The 22700-nt window shown below is 65.0% G+C and carries 21 protein-coding genes; 9 read left to right on the forward strand and 12 right to left on the reverse strand.

The window, feature by feature from the left end; translation table 11 throughout:
* Window positions 1-4 precede the first annotated feature (4 nt).
* Window positions 5-229, forward strand: coding sequence for a hypothetical protein (locus L2A60_RS05955; RefSeq protein ID WP_235703457.1), 225 nt, complete (start codon window positions 5-7; stop codon window positions 227-229).
* Window positions 230-248: 19 nt separating this feature from the next.
* Here L2A60_RS05955 and L2A60_RS05960 read toward each other — a convergent pair whose 3' ends face one another.
* A complete protein-coding gene (locus tag L2A60_RS05960) occupies window positions 249-1049 on the reverse strand; it encodes an SDR family NAD(P)-dependent oxidoreductase (protein WP_235703458.1) in 801 nt (266 codons plus the stop codon).
* Window positions 1050-1204: 155 nt separating this feature from the next.
* Here L2A60_RS05960 and L2A60_RS05965 point away from each other — a divergent pair, with 155 nt between their 5' ends.
* From L2A60_RS05965 to L2A60_RS05995, 7 genes are all read left to right on the forward strand, one after another.
* The gene (locus tag L2A60_RS05965) at window positions 1205-1720 is read left to right on the forward strand and encodes a SixA phosphatase family protein (protein WP_235703459.1); all 516 of its coding nucleotides are present in this window, start codon (window positions 1205-1207) and stop codon (window positions 1718-1720) included.
* 149 nt (window positions 1721-1869) lie between these two features.
* Window positions 1870-3189, forward strand: coding sequence for a citrate synthase (gltA, locus tag L2A60_RS05970; protein WP_235703460.1), 1320 nt, complete (start codon window positions 1870-1872; stop codon window positions 3187-3189).
* Between the two features lie 81 nt (window positions 3190-3270).
* A complete protein-coding gene (locus tag L2A60_RS05975) occupies window positions 3271-3603 on the forward strand; it encodes an ArsR/SmtB family transcription factor (RefSeq protein WP_235703461.1) in 333 nt (110 codons plus the stop codon).
* Window positions 3604-3661: 58 nt separating this feature from the next.
* Window positions 3662-4723 (forward strand): alkene reductase, encoded by a 1062-nt coding sequence (locus L2A60_RS05980; protein ID WP_235703525.1) that lies wholly within the window; start codon window positions 3662-3664, stop codon window positions 4721-4723.
* Window positions 4724-4777: 54 nt separating this feature from the next.
* Window positions 4778-5533, forward strand: a complete 756-nt coding sequence (locus L2A60_RS05985) for an SDR family NAD(P)-dependent oxidoreductase (protein WP_235703462.1) — start codon at window positions 4778-4780, stop codon at window positions 5531-5533.
* A complete protein-coding gene (locus L2A60_RS05990) occupies window positions 5502-6350 on the forward strand; it encodes a patatin-like phospholipase family protein (protein ID WP_235703463.1) in 849 nt (282 codons plus the stop codon). The genes L2A60_RS05985 and L2A60_RS05990 overlap by 32 nt, the downstream gene beginning before the upstream one ends.
* Before the next feature lie 7 nt (window positions 6351-6357).
* Window positions 6358-6597 carry a hypothetical protein gene (locus tag L2A60_RS05995; RefSeq protein ID WP_235703464.1) on the forward strand — a complete coding sequence of 80 codons (240 nt, stop codon included), beginning with the start codon at window positions 6358-6360 and terminating at the stop codon, window positions 6595-6597.
* A 43-nt stretch (window positions 6598-6640) separates the two neighbouring features.
* Here the strand turns inward: L2A60_RS05995 and L2A60_RS06000 are convergent, their stop codons facing one another.
* The 8 genes from L2A60_RS06000 to L2A60_RS06035 are packed head-to-tail and all read right to left on the reverse strand — an operon-like array spanning window position 6641 to window position 17834.
* Window positions 6641-10594, reverse strand: coding sequence for a translocation/assembly module TamB domain-containing protein (locus L2A60_RS06000; protein WP_235703465.1), 3954 nt, complete (start codon window positions 10592-10594; stop codon window positions 6641-6643).
* Window positions 10594-12513, reverse strand: coding sequence for an autotransporter assembly complex protein TamA (locus L2A60_RS06005; RefSeq protein WP_235703466.1), 1920 nt, complete (start codon window positions 12511-12513; stop codon window positions 10594-10596). The genes L2A60_RS06000 and L2A60_RS06005 overlap by 1 nt, the downstream gene beginning before the upstream one ends.
* Window positions 12514-12551: 38 nt before the next feature.
* On the reverse strand, window positions 12552-13559 hold the full coding sequence (locus L2A60_RS06010; RefSeq protein WP_235703467.1) for an RluA family pseudouridine synthase: 1008 nt from the start codon (window positions 13557-13559) through the stop codon (window positions 12552-12554).
* Window positions 13556-14884, reverse strand: a complete 1329-nt coding sequence (locus tag L2A60_RS06015; RefSeq protein ID WP_235703526.1) for a replication-associated recombination protein A — start codon at window positions 14882-14884, stop codon at window positions 13556-13558. Before L2A60_RS06015 ends, L2A60_RS06010 begins: the two co-directional genes overlap by 4 nt.
* A 14-nt stretch (window positions 14885-14898) precedes the next feature.
* Window positions 14899-15690, reverse strand: a complete 792-nt coding sequence (locus L2A60_RS06020; RefSeq protein WP_235703468.1) for a DUF2272 domain-containing protein — start codon at window positions 15688-15690, stop codon at window positions 14899-14901.
* A 49-nt stretch (window positions 15691-15739) separates the two neighbouring features.
* Entirely contained in the window at window positions 15740-16843 is a 1104-nt protein-coding gene (mtnA, locus tag L2A60_RS06025; RefSeq protein WP_235703469.1) for an S-methyl-5-thioribose-1-phosphate isomerase, read from the reverse strand.
* 30 nt (window positions 16844-16873) lie between these two features.
* Window positions 16874-17362: a UPF0262 family protein gene (locus L2A60_RS06030; protein WP_235703470.1), complete on the reverse strand. Its 489-nt coding sequence runs from the start codon at window positions 17360-17362 to the stop codon at window positions 16874-16876.
* Window positions 17355-17834: a DUF983 domain-containing protein gene (locus L2A60_RS06035; RefSeq protein WP_235703471.1), complete on the reverse strand. Its 480-nt coding sequence runs from the start codon at window positions 17832-17834 to the stop codon at window positions 17355-17357. The genes L2A60_RS06030 and L2A60_RS06035 overlap by 8 nt, the downstream gene beginning before the upstream one ends.
* A 641-nt stretch (window positions 17835-18475) precedes the next feature.
* Between L2A60_RS06035 and L2A60_RS06040 the strand changes: the two genes are divergently transcribed.
* Window positions 18476-19009 (forward strand): hypothetical protein, encoded by a 534-nt coding sequence (locus L2A60_RS06040; RefSeq protein ID WP_235703472.1) that lies wholly within the window; start codon window positions 18476-18478, stop codon window positions 19007-19009.
* Window positions 19010-19077: 68 nt separating this feature from the next.
* Here the strand turns inward: L2A60_RS06040 and L2A60_RS06045 are convergent, their stop codons facing one another.
* From L2A60_RS06045 to L2A60_RS06055, 3 genes are read right to left on the reverse strand one after another with little or no spacing between them, the layout of a single operon-like run.
* The gene (locus L2A60_RS06045) at window positions 19078-19908 is read right to left on the reverse strand and encodes an EipB family protein (RefSeq protein WP_235703473.1); all 831 of its coding nucleotides are present in this window, start codon (window positions 19906-19908) and stop codon (window positions 19078-19080) included.
* Window positions 19905-22088 carry an excinuclease ABC subunit UvrB gene (uvrB, locus tag L2A60_RS06050; protein WP_235703474.1) on the reverse strand — a complete coding sequence of 728 codons (2184 nt, stop codon included), beginning with the start codon at window positions 22086-22088 and terminating at the stop codon, window positions 19905-19907. Before uvrB ends, L2A60_RS06045 begins: the two co-directional genes overlap by 4 nt.
* A gap of 30 nt (window positions 22089-22118) precedes the next feature.
* Window positions 22119-22616: a phasin family protein gene (locus tag L2A60_RS06055; RefSeq protein ID WP_235703475.1), complete on the reverse strand. Its 498-nt coding sequence runs from the start codon at window positions 22614-22616 to the stop codon at window positions 22119-22121.
* Window positions 22617-22700 lie beyond the last annotated feature (84 nt).

Raw genomic sequence — 22700 nt, forward strand, 5'->3', positions numbered from 1 at the left:
CCCAATGGCACGCGACAAATCCGAGGCGTTCCGGCGGCTTGCCGAGAACCGCACCAACGAGGCACTGGATGCGATCCGCAAGATCGGCAATCTGTCGAATCGGGGCAATTACAGTTTTGCGCCGGCCCAGGTCGGAAAAATCTTTGCCGCGTTGCGCGCGGCGCTCGATTCCGCCGAGAAGCGCTTCGACGAGAGCGAAGAAGACAACGACCCGCGTTTCACCTTGTGATCGTCCAGATTCGCGCGTGTCACCGATTCGGAGGCTTGGCGGATGCCTGCCCCGGCACCGAGGAGCCGCCGAACCGGGACATCATCGGAAAGAACACGCCGTGGGGCAGGCTGCGCAGAATCCGCAGCGGCCGCGCCAGACCTTCGGGAAATGCGATCAGGAATCGTCCGGCATCGAGCCCGCCGACGATCCGCCCCGCCGCGTCGTCCGCCTCCATCAGGAACGGCATGGGGAAGCGATTATTCGCGGTCATCGGCGTTTTCACGAAACCCGGACAGATCGCCGAAATCGCGATGCCATGCTTGTCGAGATCGAATTTCAGCGATTCGGCCATCGCGATCAGGCCGGCCTTGGTCGTCGAATAGGACACCGAGCCGGGCAGCCCCGCAAGACCGGCGAGCGAGGCGACCAGCCCGATCTGCCCGGCCCTGCGCGCGATCATCGCCGGCATCACCGTTTCGAGGCAGATCGCCGTGCCGATCAGGTTCAGTTCGACCTGCTTGCGCAGGCGCGCGGCCTCGAAATTTTCCGCGGTATCGCGCTCATAGGCGCCGGCATTGAGGATCGCGCGGGCGATTGTCTGTTCCGCCTCGATCGTCGCGACCGCGCGCCGCACCGCTTCCGGGTCGGTCACGTCGGCTGGCGCCACGATCACCTTGCCGGGGAATCGCGCGGCCAAGGCTTGCAATTCCGGCTCGCGCCGTGCGGTCGCGGCAACGCGCCAGCCGCGCGCGAGATGCGCCTCGGCCAGAGCGAGCCCGATTCCGCTCGACGCTCCAGTGATCCACACGATCCCGTCCGCTGGTTTCGGAACAGCCATGGTCTGCCTCCCTTGTATCGCTGCCGTTATATAGACATCATCGCGAACGAATCACCCATGCACATCCCGGCATCGTTAAAATCAGGCCGCCGCACTGGATCGCGAGGGCGCGCCCGCGCATAAACGGGCTCGAATTCGTTTCATCGAAGGATTTCATGCACCAGCTCATTCTCATGCGCCACGCCAAGGCCGAGCGCGTCCGCGCCGATCAGGCCGATCACGATCGGGCCCTGAGCCAGACAGGGCGCGACGCTGCCCTGCGGCTGCGCGCCAGCCTGCGCAGCCTCGGCATCGAGCCGGACGTGATCCTGGTCTCCTCCGCCCGCCGCACCGGCGAGACGCTCGATTGCGTCGCCTATTGGAACGAACGGCCGAATGTCGAAATGCTCGATACGCTCTACATGGCGCCCGCCGCGCGGCTGTTCGACATCGTGCACGATCTGCGCGAGACGATGCGCAGCGTCATGATCGTCGGCCACAACCCTGGTTTGCACGAGCTGGCTCTCGCACTCGCCGCCGGCGGCCCAGCCGGGTCCGAGCCGCACCGCCTGCTGGCCGAAGGTTTCCCGACCGCGCGGCTGGCCGATTTTCTGATCCTTACTCCGTGGCGCGATCTGCGGGCGCACGGCGCGCGGCTGCAGCGGGTGATCGATCCGCCGAAACCGAGGTAAATCCGTCCTTTCGTCATGTTGCAGGCGCGAAGGTTGCATGATCGGGGTGGAACGACTTAATAGATGTCCATCCAATGCGTGCGCCGTTTGGACCTGTCGGATAGTCGCTCTTCCATTCGTCGCTTCGACCGAACAAGGGGATGATGACCATGAGCAGCACAGCCGCCAGCGCGCCGGCAGTCCATGCGACCATTACGATTCCGGGCACCAACAAGACCGCCAGCCTGCCGCTTCTGTCCGGCACGCTCGGCCCCCAGGTCGCCGATATCCGCAAGCTCCAGGCCCAGGCAGGCATTTTCACCTTCGACCCCGGCTACGGCGAAACCGCGTCCTGTGAGAGCAAGATCACCTATATCGACGGCGATGAAGGCGTGCTGCTCTATCGCGGCTACCCGATCACCCAGCTCGCCGAGAAATCGACCTTTCTCGAAGTCGCCTATCTGCTGCTGTTCGGCGAATTGCCCACCGAGGCGCAGTTCAAGGATTTCAGCCACGGCATCACCATGCACTCGATGCTGCACGAACAGATCCGCCGCTTCTGGGAAGGCTTCCGGCGCGACGCCCACCCGATGGCGGTGCTGTGCGGCGTGGTCGGCGCGATGTCCGCCTTCTATCCCGAGAGCGTGAACATCAACGATCCGCGCGAACGCGAGATCAGTGCCTTTCGCCTGATCGCAAAAATCCCCACCATCACCGCCTGGGCCTACAAATACTCGATCGGCCAGCCCTTCATGTATCCGCGCAACGACCTCTCCTACGCGGAAAACTTCCTCTACATGATGAACGCGGTTCCGCCCGAGCCCTACAAGAAGAACCCGATTCTCGAACGCGCGATGGACCGGATTCTGATCCTCCATGCAGATCACGAGCAGAACGCCTCGACCTCCACGGTGCGGCTTGCCGGCTCCACCGGCGCCAATCCATTCGCCTGCGTCGCCGCCGGCATCGCCGCTTTGTGGGGGCCCGCACATGGCGGGGCGAACGAGGCGGTGCTGAAAATGCTCGCCGAAATCGGCGACAAAAAGCACATCAAGACCTTCATCTCCGAGGTGAAGGACAAGAACAGCCACACCAAGCTGATGGGCTTCGGCCACCGGGTTTATAAAAACTACGACCCGCGCGCGAAAATCATGCAGCAGACCTGCTACGAGGTTCTGGAAGAACTCGGCATCAAGGACGAACCGCTGCTCGACCTTGCCATGGAACTGGAAAAAATCGCCCTGGAGGACGATTATTTCGTCTCCCGCAAGCTGTATCCGAACGTCGATTTCTATTCCGGCATCATCCTGAAGGCGATGGGCTTCCCCACCACCATGTTCACGCCGCTCTTCGCGCTGGCCCGCACCACCGGCTGGATCAGTCAGTGGATGGAAATGATCGCAGACCCGCAGAACCGCATCGGCCGCCCGCGTCAGCTCTATACCGGGGCGCCGCAGCGCGATTACGTGGATATCGCCCGGCGCGGGTAACGCCGCGCATGCATCGCTGCGTTGCATAATTCGACAGTACCCGATCTTCATATCGGATAAATCCGATCTATCTATCGTCTCATGACGATCGATGCTGAATCGCCGCCAGAGATCGCGCCGGATCTGGACGAGGGACTGAAAGCCCTGGTCCACCCGGTCCGGCGCGCCATTCTCGCAAAGCTGAAAACCCCTGAGCTGTATTTCGCCGAACAGGAGCAACCGCTCTCGCTCGGCGTGTGCGCCGGGCAGATCGAGCGCTCCTGTCCGCTGGCGCAATCCAGCGTCTCGGCCCATCTCGCCGCGCTGCAATCGGCGGGGCTGATCACCGCCCGGCGCATCGGTCAATGGGTCTTCTACAAGCGCGACGAGGCCACCATCGAGGCGCTGCTGGCGCGGCTGCGCGAGGCCTTGTGACCGGCATCGATCGATTTTCGTGAACACCATCATCATCGAACCCCCGAAAGGCCGCTTCATGTCGAAACTCTTCGAGCCTCTGCGCGTCGGCGCCCTCACCCTTCGCAATCGCGTCATCATGGCGCCGCTCACCCGCTCGCGCGCCGGCAATGTCCGCATCCCGAACGCGCTGATGGCGGAATATTATGCGCAGCGCGCTTCCGCCGGGCTGATCCTGTCGGAAGCCACGTCGGTCACGCCGATGGGTGTCGGTTACGCCGCGACCCCCGGCCTGTGGTCGGATGAGCAGGTGAGCGGCTGGCGCATCGTCACCGAGGCGGTGCATCGCAAGGGCGGGCTGATTTTCGCCCAGCTCTGGCATGTCGGCCGGATTTCCGACCCGATCTTCCTCGATGGCGAACTGCCGGTCGCCCCCAGCGCCATCGCGGCGGGTGGCCATGTCAGCCTGGTGCGGCCGGAGCGACCCTATGTCACCCCGCGCACCCTGGAAACCGAGGAAATTCCAGGCATCGTCGCCGCCTATCGCGCCGCCGCCGTGAACGCCAGGGAAGCCGGATTCGATGGCGTTGAAATCCATGGTGCCAACGGCTATCTGCTCGACCAGTTCATCCAGGATTCAACCAACAAACGCACCGACGCCTACGGCGGGACGGTGGAAAACCGCGCCCGGCTGCTGCTTGAAGTGACCGATACCGCGATCGCGGTATGGGGCGCCGATCGGGTTGGCGTGCATCTCGCCCCGCGCGGCGATTCCAACACGATGGGCGATTCCGACCGGCTCGGCACTTTTACCTATGTCGCGCGCGAGTTGGGTGGGCGCAAAATCGCCTTCATCGCCGCCCGCGAGTACAAGGCGGAGGACTGGATCGGCCCGCGCCTGAAAGCGGCGTTCGGCGGCGTCTATATCGCCAATGAGAGATTCACCCGCGAAACCGCCGAGCAGGCGATCGCGGCGGGCGAGGCCGATGCGGTCGCGTTCGGCAAGCCGTTCATCGCCAACCCCGATCTGCCCGAGCGATTCGCGCAGAACCTGCCGCTCAACCCGCCGGACACCGCCAGCTTCTATCAGGGCGGTGCCCAAGGCTACACAGACTATCCTTTCGTTCGCAAAGCCGCTTAAACTTTCTCCGGCGGACCGGGATTGCAAAACCCCGGTCCTTTCGGAGGGGCAGGAATGCGATTCAAGGATCGGTGCGTGGTGGTGATGGGCGGCAGCCGCGGTATCGGGCGGGCGATCGCGCTCGGCTTCGCCGCGGAAGGCGCCGAGGTCGCGATCTGCGCGCGCGGCGCCGAGGCGCTGGAAGACGCGCGGCGCGATATCGCCGCCCACGGCCATGCCGCCTTCGCCGCGCCGTGCGACCTCGCCGATGCCGGCCAGATCGACCGTTTCATCCCGGAAGCCGCCGGTGCGCTCGGCGGGATCGACGTTCTGGTCAACAACGCCTCGGGTTTCGGCATGACCGACGACGAGGCGGGTTGGGCGGCATCGTTCAACATCGACATCATGGCGATCGTCCGCGCCAGCCACGCGGCGCTGCCCTTCCTCGAAGCCGACGAGGGCGGATCGATCGTCAATATCGCCTCGATCTCCGGCCTGCGCGCATCGAACCGCAGCGCGCCCTATGCGGCGGCGAAAGCGGCGGTGATCAACTACACCGCGACCCAGGCGCGCATGTTTGCGCGGCAGCGCATCCGGGTCAACGCGATCTCGCCCGGCGCGATCGAATTTCCTGGCGGCGTGTGGGACAGGCGCAAGCACGACAGCCCGAAACTCTATGAAACCACTCTGGCCTCGATTCCGTTCGGCCGGTTCGGCACCGCCGAGGAGGTCGCCGAGGTCGCGCTGTTCCTCGCCTCGCCGGCCGCGCGCTGGGTGACCGGCCAGAACATCGCGGTCGATGGCGGACAATTACTGGGCGGATATGCCTGACCGGATCGGCGTCGCCCTTTCGGGCTCGGGGTTGTTGCTCGGCGTGCATATTGGCGCGCTCAAGGCGGTCGAGCAGGCGGGCTTCATTGTCGCCGAAATCGCCGGCACCAGCGGCGGGGCGGTGATTGCCGCGAGCTATGCCGCCGGGCTCGATATCGCGGCGATGGAAAAACTCTATCTCGAGGCCGATTTCCACAAGCTGGTGCCGATGCGGTTCTATGCGATCGCGATGATCAGGCTGCTGCTCACCAAGGGGCTGGTCAGTCCCGCGCCGCTCGAAGCCTGGCTGCGCGGTCATCTCGGCACGACCACTTTTCACGCGACGCGGATGCCCTGCACCATCGTCGCGTCCAACGTCACCGCCGAAGCGAGCGAACTCTGGAGCACGACGGTCACGCCATTTGCGCCGCTCTGGCAGGCGGTGCTCGCCTCCGCCGCGTTTCCCCTGGTGTTTCCGCCGGTCCGGCTCCATGGCGCGCTGCTGCAGGATGGCGGGCTGTATGACGATATCCCGGTCGATCTGCTCACCGAATCGAAGCGCCTCGCAGTCATGGTCGGCGGCAAGCCACGCCCGCTGAACGGCACGCCGGGACTGCTCGGCCTGCTGTTGCGCGACATCGAAACTTTGTTCCTCGCCAACAACGCCCATGTGCTCGCGGGCGCCGAGCGCTCGGGCGCCGTGGTCGCCTATGCCGAATGCGCGGATATCCCGATTTTCGACACCGGAATCACCGTCGCGACCCGCCAACACCTGATCGAGGCGGGATTCGCCGCCACCGCCGAGGCGCTCAAAGTCTGGAGCGTACCGTCCGCATGAAGTCCCGTTGCTGATCCGCGGTATCGACCGGAAACCGCACCCAGCCGGCGCCGCTGCGCAAATCCGCGAACATCCCCACCGGGTCTTCATGAAAATGCAGGAACGCCTGCGATTTATAATAGAACACGCCGCCTATACCTCGGCCGCCGGCCCATTACGGCATCTAGAGCAATATGGCTTTAAGCGGAATCGCGAAGCGATCCGCAAAGCCATGAAATTGCTCGCCCAAACAAAGAATAGAGCGTGATCGACTTAAAGTCATCACGCTCTCACGGAACGCAAGAAGAACATCAATAATTGAACTGATAGGTCAGCCCGACGCTCTCTCCGTTGCTGGTGCCCGAGCCGCCGCCGCTGCCCACCTCGGTTTTCAGTTTCAACCCTTTATAGAGGTTGACTTCGACTTTCGCCTTGGACCCCTGCCCGCTCGCCGATTGTTCGGCACCGACATAGACGCCGGGTGCCACATATCGTCCGGCATTGACGGTCGGCGCGTTGCTGCCGTTCGATCCGCCGCCGATCGACAATTCGTCCAGCCCCAGCGCCTTGCGCACCCCGCCGAGCGGACCACCACCGCCGCCGATGCCCGCGAGCTGGGCGAGCGACGCGGCCAGCGACGCCGCCTGGAACGCCGACAGACTCTGGGTTCCGGTGCCGTAGAGCAGATGCGCCAATACCTCGTCGGATGGCAATGTCGGGCTGCTGGACAGGCCGATCTTCGGGGCATTCGGCGTCCCGGTGACGGCAAGAGTCGAGGTCGTACCGTCAACCGCGGTGTTGGTCGCCTCGAGATCGAGCGCGGGCATCAACCCGCCGCCGTTGAAATTGATCGTGCCCTTGGTGAATTTCAGGTTCTTGCCGCCCAGATTGAAATGCCCCCGGATCAGGTGGAACCCGCCAGAGGGAATCGGGTTCGCTGTCGTGCCGGCGAGATGCAGCGAACCGCCGAGATTGGCGAAAATTCCGTCGCCGCGAATGAACACCTGATTCTTGGCGATGACGGTGAGATCGAGCCCGATCGGCGGCGCCGGGGTGGGTGGTGGCAGCGGTTTCGTGCCCGGACGGATGATGTTCAGCTTGGCGACCGAGGGCGGCAGGCCGTGCGGCACGTGAATGTCGGCTGTCCCAATATCGATCGTGCCGCCGAGTTTCATGCCGGTCTTCGCCGCTCCGGTAATTTGCACGCCGCCGCCGAGGGTTTCGGTGACGATGTCGCTCGAAATCGGGCTCGCATGGTCGAACGCAATGCTGATGTCGATCGGCATCGGCGGCGCCAGCCCGATCGTGCCGTGTCCGGCGATGGTGCCGCGCCCCGCCGTGGCGGACAGGCGATCGAGCGTGATTTGCCTGCCGGCTCCGGTGACGAGCGCGCCGATTTTGGTGAGATCAAGGCCCGAGGTCACGTTCTCGACGCTGCCACCGGCCAGCGTAACCTGCCCGCTCGCTTGCGGCGAGGCCGCGGTGCCGCGCACATGCAAATCGGGCGATAGCGTGCCGGTCACGCGGGTTCCCTGCGCCTCGGTGATCGGATCGATCAGGCGCAGATCGATCCGGCCGGTGACGGCGAGATCGATCGGTCCAATCCTGGTCAGCGGGATGATGCCGTCCGCATGAAGATCGGCTCGTTTGCCGACGGCAAGATGAACGGTGCCGCGCGTCGACTGGCCGAGCAGCGTTTCATGCGCGGTGAGGCTGGCCGGCGGCAGCGATGCGGTGGGCCCGGACAGCAGCTTCATGCCTGTGGCGTTCAGGTCGATCGTGCCGCGCGGTGCGCTTGGGGTGCCGGAGAGCCTGGCATCGGCATTCACCATGCCGCGCGCGTCGAGCTTCGGATCGACGGCGTGAACCAGACTCGCCGACACATGGGCGAGCCGCAGAGTCAGCGCCATCGGGTCGGTCGCCGAAAGCGGCGCGGTGCCGTTAACATCGAGTTTTGCGGTACCGAGCGACGCCGCGATGGTGCCGCGCATCGCGCGGCCGAGCAGGGTCTCGCGCGCGGTGATATCCGCGGGCGGCAGGCCCGAGCCTGGACCACTCGCCACACCCAGCCCGCGCACATCGAGCGTGACGGTGCCGGTGGGCGCCGCCAGCGCGCCGGTGACATGCGCGGTCGCATTGATCAGGCCACGCGCGGCGAGTTTCGGATCGGCGGCACGGGCGATACCGGCGGGCAGATTGGCGATATTCGCCGTGAGGTCGAGCGTCGGACGGATCGTGCCGTTGGCGGTGATCCGCGCATTGCCACCCAGCCCGCCGAGGCCGAGCGAAAGATGCTTCACCGCGAGGCCGGGTTTCGCGATGATCGTCGCGGGGCCGAGCAGCCGCGCGGTGACGCCGCGCGCCGAGGCCGTCAATGTGGCGAGATGGAGGATGCGGTCCTTGCCGTCGACATTGCCCGCAAGCTTCAGCCGTGCCGGCTTGCCCGCGAGATTGACGAAATCACCCTGTGCGTTGACGGCGAGAGCCGTCTCGGTGCCTCTGGCTGTCAGTTTCAACGATCCGGCAGCCGAGGGTGCGCGCAGCCCCGTGATGGTCGCGGTCGCGTCGATCGCGGGGTTCGTGCTGACATGATCGAGGCTGGCATCGACCAGCGCCTTGGCGACCGCGATCGAGCGTCCTTCCCGAATCCCGGCAGCCTTCAGTTTCAGCGTGGCCGGCCGGCCCTTCCGGTGCACGAAATCCGCCTTGATCGAACCCGCGACGGCGATGTTCAATAATTTGCCGAGATCGATGAGCCGCGTCACCGCGATGTGCAGCGAACCATCCGGCAATTTCGCACCTGGCGCATGGGTGATCGTGCCGTGGCCGGAGAGAGATTTCCAGGACAGCGTGTGCAGCGCGAGACGCATCGCGCCCCGCGCATCGCGGGCGAAATCGGCATCGATCGCGAGCGGTGCGCCATCCAGCGTGCCGCTGCCCTTCACCGTGCCGGATGGCGTTTTCGGCAGATGCGCCATCGCGATCGCAACATGGAACGGGCCCGAGTTCAGCCCTTTGGCGGTCACCACGCCGTCGATGACAGTCTTCAGCGACAGATCGGTTCGCGGGCCGCTGATTGTCACAGCCTCGCCGACATGGCCGGTGAGTTGCGGGTCGATCAGCGCGATATCCGGTTCGTTCAGCGCGCCGTGCAAGGCGATGGACGTTTTGGCGAGCGATCCCGCGAGTTTCGCGGTGACGGCGGCGGTATCGAGCGCCAGCGCGTGGATCGTGGTCGTGCCGTTATCGAGCGTGATGTCGCCGGTCAGGGTCGCGCGCCTGCCCACCAGCGACGGAATCGGTTTCGTGCCGCTGGTGATTTCCACGGCGTCGTTCAGATGAAGATCGGTGGTGCTGTCATGGTTTTTGGCGACCAGATGCAGGACGTTGCGGCCGGCGAGTTGGCGATGGCCGAGCGCCGCATAGGGCGCGATTTCCGGGATGGTCAGGGTGACATCCGCGCCGGGTGCGGCACGAGAGAGATCGACCGTGCCGGTGGCGTTCGCGCGCAGCGCGCCGAGTGCGGCGGCAAGGTTCAGCGCGGCGTCATGGCGCGGCCCCTTCAGCGTTGCCGTGACATCGAGCGGGCCGCGCAGGTTTTTCTGTTTCGCGATGCCGGCAATGCTCTCGCTCATCCCGCCGGCGGCTTCGCGCAAATCGATGTTCGCATCGACATTGTGCCGGTCGATCGTGGCGTCGATCCGATAGCGTCCTGGCTGATCCAGCGATGTCGCGTCCAGCGCGACGGCGACATGGGTGAGCGAGGTCGCAACCGCGTGGCCGGCAATGCGCAGAGCGATCGGCTGTCCCGCCACGGCCTTGCTCACGGCGAGCCGACCGATCGCGATATGGTCGATCCGCGCCGAGCGGATCGGCAGGCCGAACGGTTTCGATGGTTTCTTGGGCTTTTTCAGCGGCGGCGCGGGCAGTCTTCGGAAATCGACCGTCCGGGCGGTCAGGTCGCGCACGTCGAGCGCGCGATGAATCAAGGCCAGGGGCGACCAGCGCAGCACCGCATCGTCGATCGTCAGATAGACGCCCTCGCGGTCGGCGATGGCGATTCGTCGTGCCGCGATATCGTTGGGGAAATGGCCGGACAGCCGGGTGATTTCGACTTCGCCGCCAGTGAACGAGCCGATCTTGCGCGCGGCGAAATCGCGCCCCGCGCCGGTGTTGAGGACAATATCCAGCGCGATCACCGCAACGATCGGCACCGCGAACAGGATCGCTACGATGATGCCGATAATCTTAAAGGTGCGCCGCATCAGAAAGCCTGTCCCAGCCCGATATAGACCGCGACCGACGCGCCGCCGGGCGGGCGATTCATCGGAAATCCGACATCGATGCGGATCGGGCCGATGCCAGTGTAATAGAGAAACCCCAAACCGACACCCACGCGCAGCGTGCCGCTGAACGGCTTGCCGTTGGCGGAAACCTGCCCGGCATCGACGAAGGGGGCAATGCCGAAATGCTTGCCGATGCGCTGGCGGAATTCGGTTTCCACCGCGTCGATCGCGGTGCCGCCCTCGGGAATCCCGTCGAAGAACAACGGGCCGACGGTCTGATAGGTGAAGCCGCGCACCGTGCCGGTGCCCCCGGCATAGAAACGCTGATCCGGCGGGATCTGGAATTGCGACGCGCCGAAAATCCGCCCGATCAGTCCTCGCAGCGCGAGCACGCCGCGCCCCGGCGCTTCAAGATCGATGTAGGTGTTGCCGATCGCTTCGGCGATGATGAAGGTCGAGGAGCCGGCGCCGAGAGCCAGGGTGGGCGTCACGTGAAGCGAGAGCTTCATGCCCTTGGTGGGATTCAGCAGCGAATTCGTTGTGTCGTAGCGCAGGGTCAGCGGAACCTGGCCGAGCCGGTAGGTGCGGTCGACGCCTTCCTGGCTGACTTTTTCGAAAATGAAGCCGGCGCCGTAGACGAAGGCGAGATGCTTGCCAAGCGGCCGGGAAATCTCGGCATTGCCGAGAAACGCGGTGCGGCTATAGGCCGGCAGATATTCCTTCAGTGCCTCGACCGTCGCGGTGATCGATTGACCCGGAGTCAGAAAATCCGGCACGCGATACACCGCCTTGGCGTTATAGCCGGGGCGGATCACGTAAGTGTGCTTGCCGAAACTCCTGGTCTGGCTCCGGCCGCTGCCGGCAAGCCCGGTCGCGCCGAGCGACAGCGTCAGCCGCTGCGCCTCGCCGAACAGGTTGCGATCCATCCAGGATAGATCGGCGTCGATGCCGAGATCGGTCGAATAGGCGGCGCCGATCGAAACCGCGTGCAGTTTCTGCTCATGAACCAGAAATGTCACCGGAACTTGGCCGGGCGGGTCCGGCGCGGGTCCGGTGTGGGTTGCGACCGAGGAGAACACGCCGAGCCCGAGCAGGCTGTCGCGCGCGTTGTTCAATGCCGTCTCGCTATAGGGCTGACCCGGACGCAACGCGACGTGACGCGCCATGAACCGCCCGTTCATGTGCTGCATCCCGGTGTAGGTGATGGCGCCGATCGCGACGCGCTGCCCCATGGCGACCGGATAATGCACCGCGAGCGTGTGGTGCGCGGTATCGGCGATCGCGACCGGCTCGCTCACTTTCGCGAAAGCATAGCCGCTGTTTCTGAGTTCGATTTCGAGCTTGGCCGCCGCCGCGAGAACGGGCGCGGCCTTGGCCGGGTCTCCCGGCTTGATGTCGATGGCTTGGGCCGCCGCCGGATCGGTCAGTCCCGGCGTCTCGATCGAGCCGATATGGTAGAGCGGTCCTTTATGGATGGTGACGATAACGTCCGCCGGCGGGGATGCCGGCGCCCGGCGCAGCAGGCGCGGCAACGCGGAATCGGTCAGTCCATGGCCGTCGATGGTGATGGCCGCGGTTCCCGAATCATAGCCCTCGCTTTCCAGTACGATGACGAATTTCGCCTGGTCGGCGCGTGCGCGGCCGATCAGCGCGAACGGCCCGATCGGAAGCTTCTTGCGCAGCCGTTCGAGCCCCGATGTTTGTTTGATCAGCTTGTCGAGCGTCTTGTCGCCCGAGGGCACGAACGTCACACGATAGGGCTGTGGATCGGCCGCGCGGGCCGGGCCGGCAAAGGCAACGGCAACGATGACCGTCCCTAACGCTCCCAGCACGCGCGATTTGCGGCCCGCCGATCCCTCCATCATCCCGACATGGGGCAGAAACGGCAATCGGGCCACGCCGAAGCCGGAACAACACGCTCACGATTTCGTGAGAATCAGGATTTACCCCGCTTTTTCGCGGGTTTCGCGGCTTCGGCATGGAAACCCAGCGCCGCGAATCCGGCTTTCATGTGGGCGGGCAGATCGGCCTCGACGGTGAGCGTCCCGCCGCGCGGATGCGGCAGCACGAGGCGCCGTGCGTGCAGATGGAGCCGGCGCGCGAAGCCTTCGGCATAGGCGCGATCCTCGCCATAGGGCGCGTCACCCAGAATCGGCGTGCCGAGCGCCGCGCAATGGGCGCGCAACTGGTGGGTCCGCCCGGTCAGCGGCTGGAGTTCCAGCCAGGAGAATTTGCGGCCAGCATGATCGATGGTGCGATACTCGGTGATCGCCCGCGCCGCACCCTCGGCATCGCGCTCGACCGACTTGGTCCGCGCCCCCTGCGAACCGCCGATGCGGGCGAGCGGCAGGTCGATCTGGCCCTCCAGCGGCACCGGCAGGCCGACGACGATCGCCCAGTAAGTCTTTTCCATGTCCCGCCCGCGAAACGAAGCGGCGAGCCTGCCCGCGGCGAAGGCGTTGCGCGCGAGCACCAGAACGCCGGAGGTGTCGCGGTCGAGCCGGTGGACCAGGCGGGGGCGCTCGTCGGCCTCGAAGCGCAGCGCGTCGAGCATGCCGTCGAGATGCTTCGCGATGCCCTTGCCGCCCTGGGTGGCGAGCCCGGCTTGCTTGTCGATCACCAGCACATCGGCGTCGCGATAGAGAATGCGCGCGGTCAGTTCCTTGACCTCGTAGTCATCGACCTTGACGGTCTGGCGCGGCTTGGGGATGGCGGGATCGGGCAGTGGCGGGATGCGCACCGTTTGCCCGGCGGCGAGCCGCTTGGAGGCCTCGACGCGCTTGCCATCGACCCTGACCTGCCCGGTGCGGCAAAGTTTCTCGATCGCCCCCTGGGTCAGGCCGGGATGATGACGGCGCAGGAACCGATCGAGCCGCGTCTCGGCCTGATCGGCTTCGACGGTCGCGGTCGAGGCACCCTGGCGCGCTCCTCGCACGACGCTCATCGTCGTTGCTCGCGCAGTTTCGCCCAATGGTCGAGCCGGCGCTTCACCTCCGCCTCCTGGCCGCGTCCGGCCGGGTTGTAGAAATTCTCGCGCGCCATGCCGTCCGGGAAGTAGTTCTGGCCGGAAAACGCGTCCTCGGTGTCGTGGTCATAGGCGTAGCCGGCGCCATAGCCGAGGTCCTTCATCAGTTTGGTCGGCGCGTTCAGGATATGGGCGGGCGGTGCGAGGCTGCCGGTGGTTTGCGCGGCGCGCTTCGCCGCGCCGAACGCACGATAGGCGGCGTTGGATTTCGGCGCGCTCGCCAGATACAGCACAAGCTGCGCGATGGCGAGTTCGCCTTCCGGGCTGCCGAGCCGCTCATAGGCTTCCCACGCGGCAATGGATTGGGTGAGCGCCTGTGGATCGGCGAGGCCGATATCCTCAACGGCGAAGCGGGTCAGGCGGCGGGCGATATAGCGCGGCTCCTCGCCGCCTGTCAGCATCCGCGCCAGCCAGTAGAGCGCCGCGTCCGGGTCCGAGCCGCGCATCGATTTATGCAGCGCGGAAATCAGGTTGTAATGCTCCTCGCGGTCGCGATCGTAGAGGGCGGCGCGCCGGGCGACGAGGCCGGCGAGTGCCAGTTCGTCGAGCGGGGAATCCGGTGCAGCGGCGAAGACCTGCTCGGCCATGTTCAGCGCGGCGCGGCCATCGCCATCCGCCATGGCGCGCAAGCTGGCGCGCGCGGCGCCGGTCAGCGCGAGAGGAAGGTGCATCGCGTCCTCGGCGCGGGTGAGCAAAAGTTCGAGGGCGTCGTCGTCGAGACGGCGCAGCACGAGCACCTGACAGCGCGACAGCAAGGCAGCATTCAGCTCGAAGGACGGGTTTTCGGTGGTCGCTCCGACCAGGGTAATCGTGCCGTCTTCAACTACGGGCAGAAATCCGTCCTGCTGGGCGCGGTTGAAGCGATGGATTTCATCGACGAACAGCAGGGTGCGCGCCCCGGTGCGGCGGCGGCGCGCGGCCTCCTCGAACACCCGCTTGAGATCGGCCACGCCGGAAAACACCGCCGAAATCTGCGTAAAGATCAACCCGGCGCGATCCGCGAGCAGCCGGGCGATGGTGGTTTTGCCGACACCGGGCGGACCCCACAGGATCAGCGAAGCGAGGCTGCCGCGCGCCAGCATGCGCGTGAGGCTGCCTTTGATGCCGACCAGATGATCCTGCCCGACCACGTCCGCGAGTTCGCGCGGCCGCAGTCTTTCCGCGAGCGGCACCGGACCGCTCGGGGCGGATCGGGATTCGGTTTCGCCGAACAGGTCTTCGGTTGCGGATGGGTTGCGCGCCATGGTGGAGATATAGGTCAATTGCGCCGATAGAGCACGCGCAGGGCGACGAACCAGTCATACCGCTTATCGACGATGGCACCGTCCATGTGCTGAAGCGTGCCGCGCGGTGTGGTCGGCACATGGGTCAGCGCCACCATATCATCGACATTGCCGCCGATCACCGACAGCATTTCCGGCTGTTCATCGACGACGATGGCGCAATGCGACGGAAAGAAGCCCTTGCTCGGCAGATCACGATAGCGCATCGACGCTGCCCAGTCACGCCCTGCGCAGATCAGATCGCCCGGAACCGGCGCATAGGTTTTCGGATTTTCCGCGACCATGAGTGGATCGGCCACGCCGCCATGCGCGGCACGCCAGGCATAGTCGATATAATGCGCGTGGTCGGGCGCATAGGGAAAGTTGGGCCCGGCGCCGGCCATACGCATGACATAGGAGATGAACGCGGCCGACCAGGCGAAATCTCCATCGTCCTGGGGCGGGAATTTCCGTCCTTGCGCGTCATGCTTGCCGGTCCAGCGATCGTAGTCGTGGCCGGCATTCATGCCGATCCACCAATACAGCCCGACTTCCTGCCAGAATCCGTTATCGCGTTCGGCCTTCGCCCGTGCGTCGGCGGGATGATAGGCGGAAGGCGACGTATCGACGATCTTGCCGCCCCAGTAACGCCATTCGCCGAGGGCGATATCGATAGCGGCGGTGCGCGAGAACGCCTCATAGGGCTGGTTGGCGAATTGCGGCGCGTGGGCGGTCGGCCGCACCGCACAGCCGGCGAGCGCGGCCGACAGGACAAGCGGGCCTACCATCCCGCTGATGCTTAGGAACTTCGGAACCACCACACTAGCCGGCGCAAGATCAGGCGGCGCGGCGCTGCGCGTGCTCCGGGAACATCGCGGCCAGCGCATGCGCGTTTGCCGCACAGATGCCGCGCTCGGTGATCAGGCCGGAGACGAGGCGCGCCGGCGTGACATCGAAGGCCGGGTTCGCGGCATTGCTGTCCTTCGGCACGACCCGCACCGTGGCGATGCTGCCGTCGAGCGCCCGGCCGGTGACGGTGGTGACTTCGGTTGCCGCGCGCTCCTCGATCGGAATGTCCGAGAGCCCGTCGGCGATCGCCCAGTCGATGGTGGAGGACGGAAGTGCCACATAGAAGGGCACGCCGTTGTCACGCGCGGCGAGCGCCTTGAGATAGGTGCCGATCTTGTTGGCGACGTCGCCCGCGCTGGTCACCCGGTCGGTGCCGACAATCGCCATATCCACCGCACCGCGCTGCATCAGATGGCCGCCGGCATTGTCGGCGATCACCGTGTGCGCGACGCCATGCTTGCCGAGTTCCCAGGCGGTAAGCGAGGCGCCCTGGTTGCGCGGGCGGGTTTCATCGACGAAGACGTGGACATCGATGCCGGCATCATGCGCCATATAGATAGGGGCGAGCGCCGTGCCCCAATCGACCGTCGCGATCCAGCCAGCATTGCAATGGGTGAGGATGTTGACCCGGCGCCCTGCGCGCGCGCGGGTTTCGATCAGTTTCAGCCCGTGCCTGCCGATCGCGCGGTTGGTCGCGACATCCTCGTCGCAGATCGCGGCGGCTTCGCCGTAGGCGGCTTCCGCGCGTTCGGCCTTCGGGTGATCGTGCAGCACCGACTGCATGCGCGCGAGCGCCCAGCGCAGATTGATTGCGGTGGGGCGCGTCGCGGCAAGTGTCTCGATCGCGGCGTCGAGCGATGCGTCGGACGGATCGGCGCGCATCGCGAGCGCCACACCATAGGCGGCGGTGGCGCCGATCAGCGGCGCGCCGCGCACCAGCATCGCGCTGATCGCGTGCGCGACCTGATCGAGCGTGGTGAAGCGCGGCATCTCGATCGCCCAGGGCAATTTCGTCTGATCGATGATCCGCACCGACCAGCGATCGGTCTCATCGATCCAGATGGAGCGGAATGCTGTGCCGTCGATCTTCATGGCAACTCTCGCAATTGTGGCAGAGGGAGATCAGATACGCCGATGCAGCGCGCAGACCAAGGTGAAGATGCGGCGTGCGGTGTCGAAATCAAGCAGCACCTTGCCCTTGAGCCGCGCCATGACGATTTCCGCGCCTTCGTTGTGCAGGCCGCGCCTGCCCATGTCGATCGCCTGGATGCGTGATTCTCGGCCTTCGGCCACCGCCGAAGCGTAGCTGTCGAGCAGCATCCGATAGTCGCGGATCATCGTGCGGAAAGGTCCGGGCGCCAGAACGATCACCTGCAATGTTTCGTCCGCCTCGGTGCGGATGTCGAACACCAGCCTGCCATCCTGCACCGACAGATGCAGGACGGTCGCGCGATCGGGGTGCGCCACGAGAGCGAAGCGATTATCGGCGGTCAGATCGGCGATCGCCTGGTTGCGGTCCGCCTCCAGCGTCGCCGGAATTCCGCCATGCGCGTCGTCGTCGAGCACGACGCGGATCAGCCGTCCGGCGATCTTCGCGTCGCGGTCAGTCATGATCGGCCGCAGTCGGCTTTGCCGCCGGAGCATCCCGGCGCAGCAGGTTGACCTTCAGCATCACGGCGAGCGTCGCTCCCTTGACCGGCCTCAGCAGGACGAGCTCAAGAACGATGGTGAGCGGGACGAAAATCACCAGCGACGTGATGTAGGTCATGGAACCGCCGGCATCGCTCAGCACGATGATGAGCACGACGACATGCAGAGCCAGCAGCAGCGTGATGTAGGGCGGCGCATCGTCGCAGGGCACGCGCCCGAGCGGTGCCGCGCAATGCGGACAGGCGGGCGTGACCTTCAGATATCCCTGAAACGCCGGAGCTTCACCGCAAGCCGGACAGCGCATGGCAAGGCCGCGCCGAAGCGATTCGACCCAGCCCGGCATCGCGACGACCGGTGCGGGTTTTGCGCGATTGGGTGTCCATTCGGTCGGCATATCGTCGGACAGGGTCTGGATTCCTTCTGGCAAAGCCATGAGAGATGCTTATGAAAATCCATGTTCTTCCCGATCCGGCCCGCGTGCAAGTGCCGAGGCGGGCCGGCCGCTCCGAGTGCGATGCAGCGTTCGGCGCAAGTCGATGCCAAACGCGGAAAAACAGAAACTCTCCAGGCTTATGCTTGATTATTTCCGATTTATCGGATCGCCGCATCGACGATCCAGCGGCATCCATGTGCCAAGACCGTGGTGCGCCGTCGTAACGCGCGAATGACAGTGACAAAAAAAATCGCCTGGAGGCGCAAAAACATGCTGCTTTTTGTTGACATCGTCCGATCAGACGTTGAATAGCGATTCTTGCGTGCGTCGCACGATTCGCGTCGCAACCTTGTCAAGTCTGATTTGGTCAAGTCGAGTATCGCACGCGAAAGGGAAGGACGGTCGATGACCGTGGACAAGTCATCACCAGACGACGGCGGCAAAGCCGGAGCGCTGGTATGAAAACAAACAGCCGGGTAGGCATTGCGCGCACGGATATCCGGGCGCGGTCTTCTCGTTCCACCCCCTGGCCGAACGGTCGCCGTTGCGATGCGACAAGTCGCCAGAGCCAAAACGCTGAATGCATCTTGTCAGGAATTATCGTCCGCATCCCCCATAACCCCGAGCGAAGGAGCATCCTCGTGACGACTGAAACCGAAAGGCGCGCGCAGCCGCTGGCAATGCGCGCCAGCACAAAGACCACAGCGGCCAAACCCAAGAGCGCGGCAGCGAAGGCCAAAACCGCGAAGCCGAAGGCCTCGGCGGCGAAGACCACCGCGGCCAAGACAGCGGCGAAAAAGCCGGCGGCCAAAACCGCGGCGAAAGCCGGAACAAAAACTGTCGCGAAGAAGCCGGCCGCCAAGGCCGCGCCGAAGCGCGCGACGACGGCCCGCAAGACCGCAACCGCGAAGGCCACCGCCGCGCGGAAGCCGGCGGCAAAACCCGCCGCCAAACGGACCGCCGCGACGACGCGGAAGGCCGCGAGCAGCAAGACCGCCGCCCGCAAACCCGCCCCGCGCAAAACCACGGCGCGCGCGGCGGCAACGCCGCGCAAGGCGACGCGCAGCGCCGCCGCTCCGAAAAAGCCGGCAACCCGGCGCCCCCGTAAAACGACTGAGACCGCCGGCTCATCGATGACCGACAGCCAGACGTCCGGCTCCGGCTCGTCGAGCTGATCCCGGTTCGACCGGCACGAGAACACCGGCCATCATCGATGGCCGGTGTTTTTTATTGATGCCAAATCTCAGTTTTTCGGATCGCGCGGCGCGCCGGAATCGGACGCGCTCCGAGCGCTCGGGCAAGCGACCGGCGGGATGGTGAGCGCCGTCAGTTTTCCGTGCAAGACGAAATTGCCGAAATCGAGCCGCACGTCGCGCGACACGCCGTTGGTGTAGTAGCGCATCTGGGTGCGGAAATCGGGTTCCTCGTCGCGCGGCTTGCGACGGAAGAAGCCGATATCGACCAGGGTTGACGGCAGCGCCGCGAGTGGCGCGAAACGACTTTTTTGCGCGTCGCGACGGCCCAGAATCGCGACGAAGGTATGTTCCGCGCCATGCGCCGATGTGCCGTCGAACAACGGCGGATCGATATAGGGTTCACCCTTGGCCGACGCCTCCAGAATATGTCGCGTATGCGCCATCGGGAACAGCGTGCCGGGCGGCAGTTTCACCACCCTGCCCTTCGGCACCGTATAGTTCACCACGCCGCCTTTTGGTCCGGTGGTCGCGGTGCCCTGATCCTCCACCTTGGTCTTGCCGTCCTCGCTCTGGCGCAGCAGGAAAGTCAGCCGATGGCCGGATTTGCTCTCCCAGGTATCGTAATCGCTGATCGTGCGGGTCAGGCTGCCATCCTGATTACGGATCAGTAATGTCATATGCTGGCTGACCGTATAGGCGCGGCAGGTTTCCAGAACGTCGAACCGCAGGCGCCCCGTAGCGCCGGTCACCGAATGGCCGCGCACTTTCGACAGGCTGAGCGTGTAGGTCGCATTCTGCCCGGTCAGCGTCACCGGCGATGCCGCGAATGCGCTCGAGCCCAACAACAGGCCACACGTTGTCAGGAAGATCCGCTTCATGGTCCGCGCCGCCTTCTGCCGCCGCGCCGTTTGTCCGGGTCGTAACCGCCGCCGCCCGGCCCCAGCGGTTCCGGCGTGCGGTCGCGCGAGCGGCGGGACGCACTCGGCATCGGCGCAGGCGTCAGGCCGAGTTCCAGCGCCTCCAGACGCTTGATTTCGTCGCGCAACCGCGCCGCCTCCTCGAACTCCAGATTGGCCGCCGCATTACGCATCCGTTTCTCCAGCTCGGTGATGGTGGATTTCAGATCCTTACCGATGAATTCGGTGGCCAGGCTGTCCTTGATCGGCGCGACGGTGACGTAATCCTGCTCGTAGACCGAATGCAGGATCTCGCCGACCTGCTTCTTCACGCTCTGCGGCGTGATGCCGTTCGCCGCGTTCCAGGCGGTCTGCTTGGCGCGCCGCCGGTCGGTCTCGTCGATCGCGTATTTCAGGCTGCGCGTCATGGTGTCGGCATACAGGATGACGCGGCCATCGACATTGCGCGCCGCACGGCCGATGGTCTGGACCAAAGAAGTCGCGGAGCGGAGAAAACCCTCCTTGTCGGCATCGAGAATGGCGACCAGCATGCATTCGGGAATGTCGAGCCCCTCGCGCAGCAGATTGATGCCGACCAGAATGTCGTAGACGCCGAGCCGGAGATCGCGAATGATCTCGATGCGCTCCAGCGTGTCGATATCCGAGTGCAGATAGCGCACCTTCACGCCATGTTCGGTGAGATATTCGGTCAGATCCTCGGCCATGCGCTTGGTCAGCGTCGTCACCAGTACCCGCCCGCCGGCCTGGGCGACGATGCGGCATTCGGCGAGAAGATCGTCGACCTGATGCTCGACCGGCCGCACCTCGACCTCTGGATCGACGAGGCCGGTGGGGCGGATCACCTGTTCGGCGAATACCCCGCCGGTACGTTCCATCTCCCACGGGCCGGGCGTTGCCGAAACGAAGGTGGTCTGCGGCCGGAACCTCTCCCATTCCTCGAATTTGAGCGGGCGGTTGTCGATGCAGGAGGGCAGGCGGAAACCGAATTCCGACAGGATCGATTTGCGCGCGAAGTCGCCTTTGAACATGCCGCCGATCTGCGGCACGGTGACGTGGCTTTCATCGACGATCAGCAGCGCGTTCTCCGGCAGGTATTCGAACAGAGTGGGTGGCGGCTCGCCCGGATTGCGCCCCGAGAGATAGCGCGAATAGTTCTCGATTCCCTTGCAGGACCCCGTGGTTTCCATCATCTCGATGTCGAAGGTGGTGCGCTGCTGCAGCCGCTCCACTTCGAGCGGCTTGCCCTGTGCGGTCAACTCGGCGAGCCGCGCCTGCAACTCCTGCTTGATCCGCCCGACCGCCTGCGCGAGCGTCGGCCGCGGCGTGACATAGTGGCTGTTCGCATAGACCGCGACCGACGCAAGCTCGGTGATGCGCTCGCCGGTCAGCGGATCGAACTCGGCGATGCTCTCGATCTCGTCGCCGAACAGCGTGACCCGCCAGGCGCGATCCTCGTACTGGCTCGGAAAGATGTCGACGGTTTCGCCGCGCAGCCGGAACGTACCGCGCTGGAACGCGGCGTCGTTGCGGCGATACTGCAACTCGACCAGCGCCTTGGCGAGGCGGTCGCGATCAATCCGGCCGCCGGTTTCAAGGCGCACCACCATCTGGCTGTAGGTTTCGACCGAGCCGATACCGTAGATGCAGGACACCGAGGCGACGATGACGACATCGCCGCGCTCCAGCAGCGCCTGGGTCGCGGCGTGGCGCATCCGGTCGATCGCCTCGTTGATCTGCGCGTCCTTCTCGATATAGGTGTCGGTGCGCGGCACATAGGCTTCGGGCTGATAGTAGTCGTAATAGGACACGAAGTATTCGACCGCATTGTCCGGGAAAAACCCCTTCATCTCGCTGTAGAGCTGGGCGGCGAGCGTCTTGTTGGGCGCAAGGATCAAGGCGGGGCGCTGCACCGCCTCGATCACCTTGGCCATGGTGAAGGTTTTGCCGGAACCGGTGACGCCGAGCAGAACCTGATCGCGCTCGTTGGCCGAAATTCCGAGCACCAACTCGGCGATCGCCTGCGGCTGATCGCCGGCCGGCTGATAGTCGGAAACGACGCGCAAAGGTTTGTGCAGCGGCCGCGCCACCTGGCGTTCGGGGATGAAAAGCGGCGACGGCGGCGCGGCAAGGAGCTGGGACATCGAATTGAGATCAGGTGTTCGGGTGACAGATCAAGATTTTTTGTCGATCAGCGTCTTCATTTCGTCCATCGCCTCGGAAAACCGGCGGTTGAGCTTCTCGACCGCGTCGTGATTCGAGCGCTGGATAAGGTCGCCGAGGTCGCGCATATTGGTCACAGCACTTTCATAGGCGTGCTTGAGCAGTTCCGCCTGCTTGGTGGCACGAATCTGCGGCGAATCATGCGCCGACACGCTGCGCAACTGCTCGGTGAGATCGGTCATGGTCTTCTGCATGATTTCCATGTGCCGCTTTGCCACCGCCTGCGCGCCTTCGAGCGCCACGCGGTTGGCTTCGGAAAGCGCCTCCAGATTCCGCCGATAGGCGCCGATCACGACCTCCATATCCGGCATGGCGGGCATTTTCAGCGCGCCGAAGGCCTTGGTGAAATCGAAATCCGGCATGAACATGGACCTCGTCTTCTGCGCCGAAGCGGTCTTCCTGGGATCGGTGCCGGCGCCGGACGGTTTCGGTTTGCTGGCATGGGCCATGGCTCGGTTCCTCTCGCTATGATCCGGGCGGTATTGCTTCCGGGATGACAGGTTAATCCGTCCGCCTTGGAATCGCGAGATGAT

The organism is Acidiphilium iwatense (genome assembly GCF_021556475.1).
GTDB classification, from domain to species: Bacteria; Pseudomonadota; Alphaproteobacteria; order Acetobacterales; family Acetobacteraceae; genus Acidiphilium; species Acidiphilium iwatense.